Origin of the sequence: Pseudomonas sp. VD-NE ins (genome assembly GCF_031882575.1) — a bacterium.
Lineage (GTDB): Bacteria > Pseudomonadota > Gammaproteobacteria > Pseudomonadales > Pseudomonadaceae > Aquipseudomonas > Aquipseudomonas fluorescens_BZ.
Genome location: NZ_CP134772.1, coordinates 1,458,521 through 1,472,356, shown reverse-complemented (window position 1 = coordinate 1,472,356; position 13,836 = coordinate 1,458,521). Strand labels below are relative to the sequence as shown.

The following is a 13,836-nucleotide window of genomic DNA, read 5'->3' as shown; positions in this document are numbered from 1 at the left end:
GGGCCGTTTTTTGTGCCCACCACAACCCCGAGTTCAACCCGAATCCCACCTTGGACTGCAGTGTCCGAAGGTTTTCTCGAAAAAACTTTGCTTTGCGCTGTAACGCATCGCAGTGAGCTTTCTCTAGTGGGGTAAGCAAGCGCAAACCGCTTGTAAAAACCCTGACCAAGACTGGAGAAACATCATGACTGCTACCACTCGCACCCTGTCCGCCACTGCCCTGGTTCTGGCCCTCGGTTCTGCCCTGAGCATCGCCGCCGTCTCCACCGCCCACGCCGCCGACGACATGGAAAAATGCTTCGGCGTGGCCATGAAGGGCCATAACGATTGCGCCGCGGGTGCAGGCACCACTTGCGCCGGCACGTCGAAAATGGACTATCAGGCCAACGCCTGGAAACTCGTTCCGAAGGGCACTTGCGCTAACACTGAGAGCAAAACCTCGCCGACCGGTTTCGGTCAGATGGAAGCGTTCAAAGCCAAGTCCTGATCGTTGGCCTGCCTGAGTGACGATCATGCTCACTATCAATGACCATGCCCAATCCCGCACTCAGGCAGCCCGCACCGGGCTCCCGCCCCGTGCCGGGCTGGGCCTCAAGACCGGGCACTTTCGTGAAGTGCTCGGCTTACAACCGGACATCGGCTTCTTCGAAGTCCACGCCGAAAACTACATGGTGGCCGGCGGTCCGTTTCATCATTTTCTCGGGTTGATCCGCGAACAGTATCCGCTGTCGCTGCACGGTGTCGGGTTGTCCATCGGGGCTGAAGGCCCGCTGGATGAACAGCACCTCAAGCGCCTCGCGGAACTGATTCGACGCTATCAACCGCAAGCCTTTTCCGAACACCTGGCCTGGTCGAGCCATGGCCCGGTGTTTCTCAATGACCTGTTGCCGCTGGCCTATGACACGCCGACGTTGAACCGCGTCTGCGAACATATCGATCAGGTCCAGAACACGCTTCAACGGCCGATGCTGCTGGAGAATCCGGCGACCTATCTGGCGTTCGAGCGCTCGACGATCGATGAGGCAGATTTCATCGCCGAGGTCATCCGCCGCAGCGGCTGCGGCTTGTTGCTCGACGTCAACAATGTCTACGTTTCTTGCGTGAACCATCAGCGTGATCCACAGGCGTATCTCGATGCGTTGCCATTACACACGGTGGGCGAAATTCATCTGGCCGGGTTTGCCGAAGACTGCGACAGCCTTGGCGATCGCTTGCTGATCGACGATCACGGCGCGCCGATCGATCAAGCCGTTTGGGGTTTGTACCGACAAGTGCTGCAACGCACAGACCCGGTGGCGACGTTGATCGAGCGCGACAATCAAGTACCGGCGTTCGCGGTGCTAATGGCCGAGGCGCAGCAGGCTGATGCGCTTTTGCGGGATGCCGGAGGGCGCACATGAGCACTCAACGCGCTTTCGCTGCGGCGCTCATCGATACGCGGCGGCCCTGCCCCGATGGTCTGTGCTGTGCCAACGGTGCTGATCCAGCGAGCCGTTTCGCGGTGTATCGCAACAACGTGCAGTGCTCGCTGATCAATGCGTTGGGCGACAGTTATCCGGTGGTTGCACAATTGGTCGGCGATGAATTCTTCCGCGCGATGGCGGCCACTTTCGTGAGGCAGCAACCGCCGCAAAGTCCGTTGATGAGCCGTTATGGCGAAGCATTTGCGGACTTCATCGCAGCGTTTGAACCGGCCGGCGACGTGCCTTATCTGGCAGACGTGGCGCGCCTTGAGCACCTGCGTACCCTCGCCTATCACGCGGCCGACACTCCGCCCGTACAGCTAGAAGCAATCACCGCAGCGCTGGCTGATGCACAAACGCTGAGTGAATTGCGCCTCGAGTTTCACCCCTCCCTGCACCTGCTCGACTCAGCCTTTGCCGTGGTCGCGATCTGGGGCGCACATCAGCAGGACTCGACGCTGGGGGGAGTCGACATCAACCAAAGGCAACACGCTCTGGTGTTGCGCAATGGCCTGGACGTCGAAGTGTTTACCCTCGACCCCGGCGCCAGCAGGTTTATCGGCAACCTGATCGATGGCCAGCCTCTGCTGGCAGCGGCTGAAAACAGCCCTGAGTTCGACCTTGCGCAAACCCTCGGCTTGCTGATCGCGCGCAACGCCATCACTCACTTGAATAACAAGGAACTGCCATGAAAACGCTCATCAACCATGCCATCACGTTACTGGAAAAAATCCCTCACAGCCTGATCGCGTTTATTGCGCGTTTCTCGATTGCCGCGGTGTTCTGGAAGTCAGGACAGACCAAGGTTGAAGGCCTGGCCATCGACCTGATCGACGGCACTTTTCAACTCGGCTGGCCACGTCTGGCCGACTCGACAATTCCGTTGTTCAAGAGTGAATACCACGTGCCGTTGTTGCCACCAGAGATCGCCGCGCACCTGGCGGCGTTCGCCGAACACTTTTTTCCGCTGCTGATACTGATCGGCTTCGCCACACGGTTTTCGGCATTGGCGTTGTTGGGCATGACGATGACCATTCAGCTTTTTGTTTACCCGGATGCTTATCCAACCCACGGCACCTGGGCCGCGGTGTTGCTGTACCTGATGGCGACCGGGCCAGGAAAAATATCGATCGATCACCTGATTGCCCGCCGCTACAACCACTGATATCCCTGTAGGAGCTGCCGAGGCTGCGATCTTTTGATGTTATTTTTCAAGATCAAAAGATCGCAGCCTTCGGCAGCTCCTACAGTGGACGTGGGGTCAATGCTGGAGGCGATCCAGCGCTTCGCCACTGCGCTTGAACCAACCAATCAAATAGTCCGCCAGCACTTGCGTGCGCTTCGGCAATCCGCCCTGATACGGATGCACGAGGTACATCGGCATGCGCCGGGTCTGAAAATCTCGCAGGAGCCAGCGCAATTGACCATCAGCCAGTTCCGCTTGCAGCAAGTAGGAAGGCAATCGCGCGATACCGGCGCCACTGAGCGCGGCTTTCTTGAGAAGGTTGTAATGGTTGCTGGCAAACGGTCCTGACACCCGCACCCGTAACAACTCATGCTGCTGGTGATACAGCCATTCCTCGCGCCCGCTGTAGTGGCTGTTGAGCAAACAGCGGTGTTCGGCCAGTGCTTGTGGCGTCAGCGGTTCACCGAAGCGCTCGAGGTAGGCCGGGCTCGCGCAGGTCATTTCCTGCCATGCCAGTAACGGCTTGGCCACCAGTCGATCATCATTGGCCACCTCACTGCGGATCCCCAGATCAAAGCCGTCCCGGGACAAATCGCGGTAACTGTTGTTCAGCTCCAGCTCGATCTGCACCTCGGGGTATTTGTGCGAGAACTCCAACAGCAGACCATCGAAGAAGGTTTCCCCCAGAGAAACCGGCACCGTCATGCGCACCGGTCCGGCCATATCGTCCTTCAACCGCGCCAAGGCCTGACGCGCCCTTTCCACCTGGACGACCAGCGCCTGGGCCTGCGGCAGCAATGCGGCGCCGGCGGCGGTCAGGCTCAAGCGCCGGGTGGTGCGTTGCAGCAACACCACGGAAAACTGCGCTTCGAGCTGGCTGATGCGCTTGGACAACTGGCCCTTGCTGCAACCCAACTGCTGCGCCGCCAGGGTAAAGCTGCCCGCTTCAATCAACACCGCGAACGCCGCCAGATCATCCATCTCGCTCATGGATTGTTTCCATTTGAAAACCAAAGGTTGCCTATTAGCGCGCTTATCCGCAGAAAAAACCACTCTAGACTGAAACCTCGTTCAATCACTTGAGGTACAGCTCGATGAAAATTCTGTTGATAGGCGCTGGCGGCACCATCGGTTCGGCCGTAGACAAAGAACTCTCGCAACGCCACGAAGTCATTCGTATCGGGCGCACCAGCGGTGATTTGCAGGTGGATATCAGCGACAGCGGGTCAATCCGCACGCTGTTCGAAAAAACCGGCAAGTTCGATGCACTGGTCTGCGCCGCCGGCAACGTGACCTTCGCACCGCTGGGTGAAATGACGGAAGACAGCTTCGCCCTCGGTCTCAAAGACAAACTGATGGGCCAGGTCAATCTGCTGCTGATCGGCCGCGAGTTCGCCAATGACGGCGCCTCGTTTACCTTCACCACCGGCGTCCTCAGCCACGATCCGATCCGCAGCGGCGCATCCGCAGCGCTGGTCAACGGCGCCCTCGACAGCTTCGTCCGCGCCGCCGCCATCGAGTTGCCGCGCGGCTTGCGCGTGAACTCGATCAGCCCGACTGTGCTGCTCGAAGCCATGGGCAGCTACGCCCCGTATTTCCGTGGTTACAAGCCGGTTCCTGCAGCGGATGTGGCATTGGCCTACGCGAAAAGTGTCGAAGGCTTGCAGACAGGTCAGACATTTCACGTGGGCTAAACCCTTGTGATGAACGGTCAGGCTGCGTAACGTGGCGGCACTTGTCTGGAGAGCCGAAGATGCGTGTTGCCCGTTCGTTAGTCCTTGTTGCCCTGCTGCCGTTGTTTGCCGCCTGCCAGTTGCTCGATGGCCAGCGAGAAAGTGCCTCGCACGTCGGCCAGACGCGGATGCAAGGGCAACTGACCGCCGCTGACGGCAAACTGGTGTTTCAGCCGTGTCAGGAGCAGCGTCAACTGGTGGTCAATGACATCGGCGGCACCAGCATTCTGCAAGAGGCAGCAACGCTGGCTGATGAACAAGGCAAACTGTTTGCCGATGTTCGCGGTAAAGTCGCCGGCGATCGACTCGATCTGACTCAGCTGTACCGCGTCGAGCGCTCGGGCACTGCCTGTGATGATCCGAATTTCAAACTGCTGATCCTGCGCGCCGCCGGCCATGGCCCGGAATGGAACGTCAAAGTCAGCGGCAAAGGCATGGTCATCGACCGCGAAGGCCAGCCGCCTCTCGCCGTTCCCTATGTTGAAGAACAATTGGGCGATGGCCGCTTCAATCTGAGCAGCAAAGCCAACAACCAGCGCATCGAATTGTGGGTTGCGCCGCAGCGCTGCGTCGACAGCAGCACCGGTAGCGTGCAGCACATGAGCGCCGAGTTGCGCATCGACGGCCAGGTGCAGCGCGGTTGCGGGTATTTCGGCGGATCGCGCAACGACTGAGCGTTTTAGCCTCACCGGATCCGGCCTTTGCGGCTTATAATCGCGGCCTTCAAACGCCCTGGCGCAGTTGTGCGCCCCGCGAACCCGGATCCTCGCCATGTTACGAATCACTGAACTCAAGCTGCCAATCGACCATCCCGAAGAAGACCTGCGCGTTGCCATCGTGCAACGCCTGGGCATCGCCAGCGATGACTTGCTCGAATTCACCTTGTTCAAGCGCAGCTACGATGCGCGCAAAAAGTCCTCCGAACTGTGCTTCATCTACACCATCGACCTCGAAGTGCGCGACGAGGCCAAAGTGTTGGGCAAGTTCGCCGACGACCGTAACGTCAACGTGGCGCCGGATGTCAGCTACAAATTCGTCGGTCAGGCGCCGAGCGACCTGAGCCAGCGCCCGATCGTCGTCGGTTTCGGCCCGTGCGGGATTTTCGCCGGCCTGCTGCTGGCGCAAATGGGCTTCAAGCCGATCGTCCTCGAGCGCGGCACCGAAGTCCGCCAGCGCACCAAAGACACCTGGGGCCTGTGGCGTAAAAGCGTGCTCAACCCAGAGTCCAACGTGCAGTTCGGCGAAGGCGGCGCGGGCACATTCTCCGACGGCAAGCTGTACAGCCAGATCAAGGACCCGAAATTCCTTGGCCGTAAAGTCCTGCACGAGTTCGTCAAGGCCGGCGCGCCGGAAGAAATCCTCTACGTCAGCAAACCGCACATCGGTACGTTCCGTCTGACCGGCATGGTTGAAAACATGCGCGAGCAGATCCGCGAACTGGGCGGCGAAGTGCGCTTCCAGGAACGCGTCAGCGACGTGCTGATCGAAGACGGCCAACTGGTTGGCGTGCAATTGGCCAGCGGCGAAACCCTGCATTCGAAACACGTGGTTCTGGCCCTCGGTCACAGCGCCCGCGACACCTTCCGCATGCTCCACAGCCGTGGCGTGTTCATGGAAGCCAAGCCGTTCTCGGTGGGCTTCCGCATCGAGCACCCGCAATCGCTGATCGACCGTGCACGATTGGGCAAATACGCCGGCCACCCGAAACTCGGTGCTGCCGACTACAAACTGGTGCACCACGCCAAGAACGGCCGTTCGGTTTACAGCTTCTGCATGTGCCCGGGCGGCACCGTGGTCGCGGCGACTTCCGAGCCGAACCGCGTGGTCACCAACGGCATGAGCCAGTACTCGCGTAACGAGCGCAACGCCAACTCCGGCATCGTCGTCGGCATCACCCCGGAAGTCGATTATCCGGGCGGCCCGCTGGCAGGGATCGAGTTGCAGGAACGTCTGGAATCCCACGCCTTTATTCTTGGTGGCAGCGATTACAAGGCGCCGGCGCAACTGGTTGGCGACTTCATCAACGACATCCCTTCAACCGAACTGGGCGAAGTCGAGCCATCGTACAAACCGGGTGTGGCGCTGGGTGATCTGGCCTTGGCCTTGCCGGATTTTGCCATTGAGGCGATCCGCGAAGCGTTGCCGGCGTTCGAGAAGCAGATTCGCGGTTATTCGTTGCACGATGCGGTGTTGACCGGGATCGAGACGCGTACTTCGTCACCGCTGCGCATCACTCGTAACGAAACGCTGCAGAGCATGAACGTGAAGGGCTTGTTCCCGGCCGGTGAAGGCGCGGGTTATGCGGGCGGGATTCTGTCGGCGGGTGTTGATGGTATTCGCATCGCTGAAGCCGTGGCACGCGATATTCTCGGCCTGGAAAGTTGATCAGAACTGGCTGACACAACACAAAACCCTGTGGGAGCTGGCTTGCCAGCGATGACGGACTCAGACTCAACCAATTGTTGACTGACACTCCGCTATCGCTGGCAAGCCAGCTCCCACAGTTGATTTTGGGGTGTCAGATGTTGGCGCGCAGGACTGAGGTCGGCAGCGCCTCACCCCGCTCGGCACTCGCCGCCACCGATTCGATCAACCCACTCAACTCATACCCCTGCGCCTTCAACCAATCCTGATCGTAATACGTGTCGGCATACCGCTCGCCGCCATCACACAAAATCGCCACGATCGACCCCGACTCCCCCGCCGCTTTCATCTGCTGCGCCGCCATCAAGGCGCCGATCAGATTGGTCCCGCTCGACCCGCCAACATGCCGTCCCAGACGCTGCGCCAGATAATGCATGGCGGCCAGCGACAAGGCGTCAGGCACCTTGACCATCGCATCGATCACCTTGGGCAGAAACGACGCTTCAACGCGCGGCCGGCCAATGCCTTCAATGCGCGAACCGCAATCCAGACGCAGACTCGCATCGCCAGTCTGGTAGTACTCGAAGAACACCGAACGCTCGGCATCCGCGCACAGCACGCGGGTGCAATGCTGGCGATAGCGCACGTAACGACCGAGCGTCGCGGTGGTGCCGCCGGTACCTGGGCTGGAGATCAGCCAGCTCGGTTCCCGATGTTTTTCGTAGCGCATCTGCTGGAAGATCGATTCGGCGATGTTGTTGTTCGCGCGCCAGTCAGTCGCGCGTTCGGCGTAGGTGAACTGGTCGATGAAGTGGCCGCCATGTTCGCGGGCCAGGCGTTCGGATTCGGCGTAGATTTGCGTGGGATCTTTCACCAGATGACTTTGGCCACCGTAGAACGCGATCTGCGCGATCTTCTCTTTGGACGTGGTCGCGGGCATCACCGCAATAAACGGCAGACCGAGCATCCGCGCGAAGTACGCTTCGGAAATCGCCGTCGAACCGCTGGACGCCTCGATCACCGGCGCGCCGGGTTTCAGCCAGCCGTTACACAGCGCATAGAGAAACAGCGAACGAGCCAGACGATGCTTGAGGCTGCCGGTCGGATGGCTGGACTCATCCTTGAAATACAACTCGATGCCCGCAAAACCCGGTAGCGGCAAAGGGATCAGGTGGGTGTCGGCGCTGCGCTGAAAATCCGCCTCGATGATGCGGATCGCTTCGCGGGCCCACTGTCGGTTGTCGCTCATGGTGATGGTTCTCGTTGAATCGGCAGGAGATGAAGCTATTAGAAAGGCTCACTCATCAGCTTAGGAAAAATCCTATAGCGCGCACAGATACAGCTGAGTCTCAATATGTCAGGCAACTGCTAGGCTCAGCGTGGCTTGAGCCAGACACCTTGTAACGACATATAACAAAAAAGAATATAACTTTTGTTTTAACAACTAACAGTACCGGTTAGGGTGTCCCACCTTTTGACTTTATCGATGGAGAGCGACCTTGCCTCTGCGTAGCACTTTCACGCGTTTCTTTCAGTTGGAAGCTGCCAGCGGTCTGTTATTGATCGCCGCGGCCATCCTGGCTTTGATTATCAACAACTCGCCACTGTCGTGGCTGTACACCGGCCTGCTCGACACACCGGTGGTGGCGCAGATCGGTGCGTTGAAAATCGCTAAACCTCTGCTGCTGTGGATCAACGACGGTCTGATGGCGATGTTCTTCCTGCTCATCGGCCTGGAAGTGAAGCGCGAAGTCCTTGATGGCCAACTGTCCAAGCCGTCACAGATCGTCCTGCCCGGTGCGGCCGCGATCGGCGGCATGCTGGTGCCGGCGCTGATCTACTGGTTCCTCAACCGTGACAACCCGGCAGCCCTCGACGGCTGGGCGATCCCGACCGCGACCGACATCGCCTTCGCCCTCGGCGTGCTGGCCCTGCTTGGCAAGCGCGTACCGGTATCGCTGAAGCTGTTCCTGATGACCCTGGCGATCATCGATGACCTTGGCGCCATCGTGATCATCGCGATCTTCTACTCCGGTGAATTGTCGACCCTGTCGCTGGGTCTGGCGGCAGCGTGCATCGCAGCGCTGGTGGCGATGAACCGGCTCGGGGTGGTCAAGCTTGGACCGTACATGATCATCGGTTTGATCCTCTGGGTTTGCGTACTCAAGAGCGGTGTGCACGCCACGCTGGCGGGTGTGACGTTGGCCTTCTGCATCCCGCTGCGCACTAAAAACGCCGAGCCGTCGCCGTTGCTGACCCTTGAACATGCGCTGCACCCGTGGGTGGCTTACGGCATTCTGCCGCTGTTCGCCTTCGCCAACGCCGGCCTGTCGCTGAGCGGCGTCACCGTCGAAAGCTTCACTCACCACGTGCCAATGGGCATTGCGGTAGGCCTGCTGCTGGGCAAGACCGTCGGCGTGTTCGGCCTGACCTGGCTCGCGGTCAAAACCGGCATCGCCGCCCTGCCCCAAGGTGCCAACTGGGGCCAGGTCATGGGCGTAGCTATCCTTTGCGGTATCGGCTTCACCATGAGCCTGTTCGTCGGTTCGCTGGCGTTTGAACCGGGCGTGAGCGATTACGCCGGGATGGACCGGATGGGGATTTTGACCGGGTCGATTCTGGCGGCGTTGATTGGTTATGCGGTGACGGCGGCGGCGAGTCGCCGGAATACTCTGAAAAACGCTTGAGACGCATTTTTCTACAAAAGTCGAGGCCCTTCTATCCAGAGGGGCTTGGCTCTGAACCTCGCAAGTGTGCTATATCTTTGGTCGACAGCCGCACCTTCTCAGCACCGATTCTGGAGTCATCCATGTCACGTAAAGCAGAAAAACGCCCAATGACGGACGATCAGATTTCCATACAGGAGTCTCGGATTCCGGACATCGCTCTGAAGGCATTCAGCAACGCTTACAGAATGGCGCTCGCCAATGGTGCTGCAGTGCTCGTTGCTAAAGATGGTCAGCTATTTGAAGTGACAGAGAAGAGTTCTGTTGCTTTGCGCACAATAGGCACCTACGGAAATCTGAAAAGCGGCACTCGCCTGCACATCAATAAATCCTCGAAACAGGTTATTTCTTGAGCACACCGAGAATACGGATATTCGCAGGCCCGAACGGGTCAGGAAAAAGCACCTTCAATCGACTGGTTCCAGCGCATTTGCTGGGAAATTACATAAATCCTGATGACATAGAACGCTCAATCAAAGATACAGGGTATTTTGACTTCACCTCCTATCGCATCGAAGCTCACAAAGAAGACATCTTTGAATTCTTTCGTGAGCACGCTCTACTCAAGAAATCCCTCACTCATTGGCAAAGCTGGATTCCCTGAAAATCGACGGTGAAAGGCTTAGCTTCGCAAATACTGTAATCGACTCGTACGTCGCATCAGCCCTTTCCGACTTCATACGAAGATCTTTGATCAAAGAGCGAATCAGCTTTACGTTTGAAACTGTCATGTCGTCCTCTGACAAGGTCAAACTGCTCGCCGAAGCTCATGCTTCCGGTTACCGGGTTTATGTTTACTACGTCGCTACCGCCGACCCTCAGATCAACATTGCCAGGGTTGCGTATCGTGTTAAACAAGGTGGGCACAGCGTTCCTCCTGAAAAGATAGAGGCACGGTACTGGAGATCTTTGGAGCTTCTGTCTGATGCCATCCTGACCTCCAACAGAGCCTACATTTTCGACAACTCGGATGAAGGTAGCGAAGGCCTCACGCAGATTGCGGAGATCACCGATGGCGAGCTGATTGAGATCAAATCAGATACTCAGCCACCTTGGTTCAAAGAGTTCGTGCTCGACAAATTACTGTAGTGCGCTGAACAAATTTTTCCTGCGGGCTCAATCCTCTGAGTCTCGAACAACAGCCTATCTACAGATCAGCATCCGTCGAACAATCCCCACGTCTTTAGCGACGAGTCCTACAGCCACCACTTTCCTGCTTCGTTAGCGTTGCGCAGCCCTTTGCGAAGGGCTGTCGATGGATGAGCAAAAGGACGATCAGTGGCTGGCAACAAGGACATTCCTCGGGTTCAAAACCCACCGCAAGGCGACGGGCATCACGTCACCTACCGCTACATGACGGCCACTGAACTGGCCGAGCGCGACGCCAGACAAAACGCTTACGACGCCATGCTGGCGCGGCAGGAGGCTTTCGAGCGCAGCCGTGAGGTGGCGGTCAAAAAGACAGAGCCCGTTCGTGCCGGCTGCGTCTTCGCCAAGTCCTGCAAATTGCCGGATGCGATTATCGATTACTCCAGTCCTGCGGGGATGGTGCCGACTGACAGTCTGAAGGACTACGGCGACCTGATCCTGCTGGGCGCACGTGAGGCCGATGAAAGCGGCGGAGTTCCTCTCAAGAAAATCGGTGCAACTGCTGTTCCGGCCGGATTTGGCAGTCTGGCTTTGGCGGGATCGGTGTTTGAAGCACTGCCCGCTGCTGTATCTAGTGCGGCTGTTGCGCCTTTAGTTGGTTTGGTTGCGCTTTTCATGCCATCGAGCCTTGGTGACAGCGCGCTCTATACCGACGAACAACTGCGTGGACTTGAACAGGCGCGAACGCGTGTTCGGTTGAGGGTCGAACAGCAGGCCGACGGCAGCCTGAAGGGCTACGGCTTCTACACCGGCAAGAATCGCGATTGGGAAATGGTTGATGTCGTGCAGTTCAAGTTGCGTGGAAGCCAGTTCATTGCTGACTTGGGCGAAGGTGTGGAACTGATCTGGACGCCGGCTGTGGATGGCTCCGACATCCTCGGCATCCCCGCGCTGGAGGCTGCACCGCAAGCGCCGCATATCTGGGTGTATCCGCCGACGAGAGCGGCGGACGGGATTCTGGTGAATCCGGTTTATCCGCCGGATTATCGGGATTTTATTCTAGTGTTTCCACCAGGCTCATTGGTTCGGCCGATTTATATCGTTGTCAGTCGGGCTAGAGACCACGCTTACTACGGCCACCCAAAAACACTTCCTGCGTTCCCCGATGCGATTAGAGTGAAGTCAAAGTCATCGGTTCAAGGTGGCGGAAAGCAGCGAGCACGCTGGGTCGACCGCAAAGGTCGAATATATGAGTGGGATTACAAAAGTAATGCTGTAGAAAAATACGACAAACTGGGAACGACTCATTTGGGTGAGTTCAATCACCTGACAGGTGAACAAACCGGGCCAGCAGAGCCAGATAGAAAAACCTCGAGAAATTAAGGACTGACATATGCTCTATCTTTCTATAACCGGCTTCTATCCTGATGACGTCCAAGATAATTCAATGCAATTCGAGCTGGACGTGACCGGCAGCGAAATGAATGAAAAGGTCGCACAACTGATCGAGTCCAAGCCCTTGAACGAACTGGAGCCCGGCGAGTTAATGTTGAGCTCGGATCAGATAACTGCGCTGGAAGTTCTTCTTAACGTTAGCTTCCCGAAGGGACTAGAGTACTTCATGGGAACATGCGCCGATTATTGACTCACCTAGCTGTAAGCAATAAAAAAACCCCGACCAGTCACCTGATCGGGGTTTTCTTTACCCTGAATTCCGCTTAGTGCGAAACGCGGCTGGTCCCGCCAACGGTGGAGATGCGCACGCGTTCGCCAACGCGGAACACTTCATTCTCCTGCACTTGCTGCACATAGGCACGCATGCTGCCGTCATCTTCGCGTACGGTGATTTCCACACCTTGGGTACGGGTCAGACCTTCTTCGGTCGCCGAGCCGATCAGACCGCCCGCCACCGCACCGATGACCGCAGCAACGATGCTGCCCTTGCCGCCGCCGATGGCGCTGCCGCCAACGCCGCCGACTGCTGCACCGGCGATGCCGCCGATCGGGGTTTTGGTGCCTTCGATTTTCACCGGGCGCAGGGATTCGATGGTGCCCATGCGAATCGTCTGCACGCGACGCGCTTCGTCACGGGAGTAGGAGTCACCGGTCAGGCTCGATTGGCAGCCGGTAAGCAACATCGCCATCGTGGAAAAGGAAGCAACCAGCAGAACAGACTTACGCATAGCATCAACTCCAAAGAAACATATAGTCATTAAACTCCGTGGCTTGACGCCTGTCACGACTCAGCCCGGATAAATTGGCTTTCATTCAGGCGCGGTACAGACGCCTGCACGCTCTCCCTGATGTAGCCCTACAGTAGCGCCAAATTACCGATTCTGCGCCACGGACACCAAGGATTTTCATGGATTACTTCATCATCGTCGTCACCACTGTCGCCGGTTTGTACTTCCACGGGTGGTTGTACGTGCGGATCAAACGCTGGATGGATCGCGACCTGGCGCTGTCGCTGGCGGGCAAGGATGAAGGCAAACGCGCCTTCATGCTTGAGCAGTTGGCGAACGCTCAGGCGCAGAGGATCAAGCGCCGGGATCTGCCGAAGTGGCTGGAGGCCGCTGCGGCAGGCTATCCCGCTCGGTAGACTGCTTAAGGTGCCAGACGTTCAAGAATCCAGTCGGCGCCCTGTGAGCGGTAGTTGAGGCGATCGTGCAGACGGCTCGGACGGCCCTGCCAGAACTCAATGCGCTCAGGCAGCAAACGGTAACCACCCCAGTGTTCCGGGCAGTCGGGTTGGATGTCGGAGAAACGCTGCTCGGTGGCTTTGAGCAAGTTTTCCAGTTCACCGCGCCCGTTGATCACCCGGCTCTGCGGTGATGCCCAGGCACCGAGACGGCTGCCCAGTGGACGCACCTGATAATACGCATCGGACTCTTCAGGAGTGACCTTCACAACCCGCCCTTCGATGCGCACCTGGCGCTCGAGGGTCGGCCAGAAGAAGGTCATGGCGGCAAACGGGTTGGCCGCCAGATGCTGACCTTTGGCGCTGTCGTAATTGGTGAAGAAGGTGAAGCCCTGCTCGTCCAGGCCCTTGAGCAGCAGAATGCGGCAATGCGGCCGCCCATCCTTGTCGACCGTGGCCAGGGTCATGGCGTTGGCTTCCACCGGCGCCTGTTCGGTTTTCACCGCGTCGGCAAACCATTGGTGAAACAACGCAAACGGCTCGGCCGGGGCTTGCGCCTCGGTCAGACCATCCCGGGTGTAATCACGACGCATATCTGCCAGAGCCTGGGTCATGGCGCATTCCTTTTCGTTAGCGG

The 13,836-nt window shown here is 58.2% G+C and carries 17 protein-coding genes; 13 read left to right on the top strand and 4 right to left on the bottom strand.

Translation table 11 applies throughout. The features are described from left to right. Nucleotides 1–184 precede the first annotated feature (184 nt). Genes RMV17_RS06395 through RMV17_RS06380 form a run of 4 tightly spaced genes read left to right on the top strand, consistent with a single transcriptional unit; the run spans nt 185 to nt 2,628 of the window. Nucleotides 185–487, top strand: coding sequence for a DUF2282 domain-containing protein (locus RMV17_RS06395; RefSeq protein WP_311886041.1), 303 nt, complete (start codon nt 185–187; stop codon nt 485–487). A gap of 25 nt (nt 488–512) precedes the next feature. Beyond that, entirely contained in the window at nt 513–1,400 is an 888-nt protein-coding gene (locus tag RMV17_RS06390) for a DUF692 domain-containing protein (protein WP_311886040.1), read from the top strand. After that, entirely contained in the window at nt 1,397–2,155 is a 759-nt protein-coding gene (locus RMV17_RS06385; protein WP_311886039.1) for a DNA-binding domain-containing protein, read from the top strand. The genes RMV17_RS06390 and RMV17_RS06385 overlap by 4 nt, the downstream gene beginning before the upstream one ends. Next, nucleotides 2,152–2,628: a DoxX family protein gene (locus tag RMV17_RS06380; protein ID WP_311886038.1), complete on the top strand. Its 477-nt coding sequence runs from the start codon at nt 2,152–2,154 to the stop codon at nt 2,626–2,628. Before RMV17_RS06385 ends, RMV17_RS06380 begins: the two co-directional genes overlap by 4 nt. 96 nt (nt 2,629–2,724) lie before the next feature. Here RMV17_RS06380 and RMV17_RS06375 read toward each other — a convergent pair whose 3' ends face one another. Beyond that, nucleotides 2,725–3,639 (bottom strand): LysR family transcriptional regulator, encoded by a 915-nt coding sequence (locus tag RMV17_RS06375; protein ID WP_034154990.1) that lies wholly within the window; start codon nt 3,637–3,639, stop codon nt 2,725–2,727. Nucleotides 3,640–3,743: 104 nt separating this feature from the next. On the opposite strand from RMV17_RS06375, the gene RMV17_RS06370 reads away from it, so the two are divergent. The 3 genes from RMV17_RS06370 to RMV17_RS06360 all read left to right on the top strand — a co-directional run bounded on the left by RMV17_RS06370 (nt 3,744) and on the right by RMV17_RS06360 (nt 6,767). Then, a complete protein-coding gene (locus RMV17_RS06370) occupies nt 3,744–4,343 on the top strand; it encodes a short chain dehydrogenase (protein WP_311886037.1) in 600 nt (199 codons plus the stop codon). Nucleotides 4,344–4,402: 59 nt separating this feature from the next. Continuing rightward, nucleotides 4,403–5,056 carry a hypothetical protein gene (locus RMV17_RS06365; RefSeq protein ID WP_311886036.1) on the top strand — a complete coding sequence of 218 codons (654 nt, stop codon included), beginning with the start codon at nt 4,403–4,405 and terminating at the stop codon, nt 5,054–5,056. 97 nt (nt 5,057–5,153) lie between these two features. Further along, nucleotides 5,154–6,767, top strand: coding sequence for an NAD(P)/FAD-dependent oxidoreductase (locus RMV17_RS06360; RefSeq protein WP_311886035.1), 1,614 nt, complete (start codon nt 5,154–5,156; stop codon nt 6,765–6,767). Nucleotides 6,768–6,900: 133 nt separating this feature from the next. On the opposite strand, the gene RMV17_RS06355 is transcribed toward RMV17_RS06360, so the two are convergent. Beyond that, on the bottom strand, nt 6,901–7,995 hold the full coding sequence (locus tag RMV17_RS06355; protein WP_311886034.1) for a PLP-dependent cysteine synthase family protein: 1,095 nt from the start codon (nt 7,993–7,995) through the stop codon (nt 6,901–6,903). Nucleotides 7,996–8,245: 250 nt separating this feature from the next. On the opposite strand from RMV17_RS06355, the gene nhaA reads away from it, so the two are divergent. The 5 genes from nhaA to RMV17_RS06330 all read left to right on the top strand — a co-directional run bounded on the left by nhaA (nt 8,246) and on the right by RMV17_RS06330 (nt 12,206). Continuing rightward, nucleotides 8,246–9,433, top strand: a complete 1,188-nt coding sequence (gene nhaA, locus RMV17_RS06350; protein WP_034154985.1) for a Na+/H+ antiporter NhaA — start codon at nt 8,246–8,248, stop codon at nt 9,431–9,433. 122 nt (nt 9,434–9,555) lie between these two features. Next, nucleotides 9,556–9,825, top strand: a complete 270-nt coding sequence (locus tag RMV17_RS06345; RefSeq protein ID WP_034154984.1) for a hypothetical protein — start codon at nt 9,556–9,558, stop codon at nt 9,823–9,825. A gap of 229 nt (nt 9,826–10,054) precedes the next feature. Next, nucleotides 10,055–10,561, top strand: a complete 507-nt coding sequence (locus RMV17_RS06340; RefSeq protein ID WP_409373116.1) for a zeta toxin family protein — start codon at nt 10,055–10,057, stop codon at nt 10,559–10,561. A 189-nt stretch (nt 10,562–10,750) separates the two neighbouring features. Continuing rightward, nucleotides 10,751–11,944, top strand: coding sequence for an S-type pyocin domain-containing protein (locus tag RMV17_RS06335; RefSeq protein ID WP_311886033.1), 1,194 nt, complete (start codon nt 10,751–10,753; stop codon nt 11,942–11,944). Nucleotides 11,945–11,954: 10 nt separating this feature from the next. Continuing rightward, complete coding sequence (locus tag RMV17_RS06330; protein ID WP_064119793.1) at nt 11,955–12,206, top strand: pyocin S6 family toxin immunity protein; 252 nt, start codon at nt 11,955–11,957, stop codon at nt 12,204–12,206. Nucleotides 12,207–12,279: 73 nt separating this feature from the next. On the opposite strand, the gene RMV17_RS06325 is transcribed toward RMV17_RS06330, so the two are convergent. After that, entirely contained in the window at nt 12,280–12,744 is a 465-nt protein-coding gene (locus tag RMV17_RS06325; protein WP_008086349.1) for a glycine zipper 2TM domain-containing protein, read from the bottom strand. A 179-nt stretch (nt 12,745–12,923) separates the two neighbouring features. Between RMV17_RS06325 and RMV17_RS06320 the strand changes: the two genes are divergently transcribed. Next, nucleotides 12,924–13,160, top strand: a complete 237-nt coding sequence (locus tag RMV17_RS06320; protein ID WP_108225270.1) for a hypothetical protein — start codon at nt 12,924–12,926, stop codon at nt 13,158–13,160. A gap of 5 nt (nt 13,161–13,165) precedes the next feature. Here RMV17_RS06320 and pdxH read toward each other — a convergent pair whose 3' ends face one another. Continuing rightward, entirely contained in the window at nt 13,166–13,813 is a 648-nt protein-coding gene (gene pdxH / locus RMV17_RS06315; RefSeq protein ID WP_311886032.1) for a pyridoxamine 5'-phosphate oxidase, read from the bottom strand. Nucleotides 13,814–13,836 lie beyond the last annotated feature (23 nt).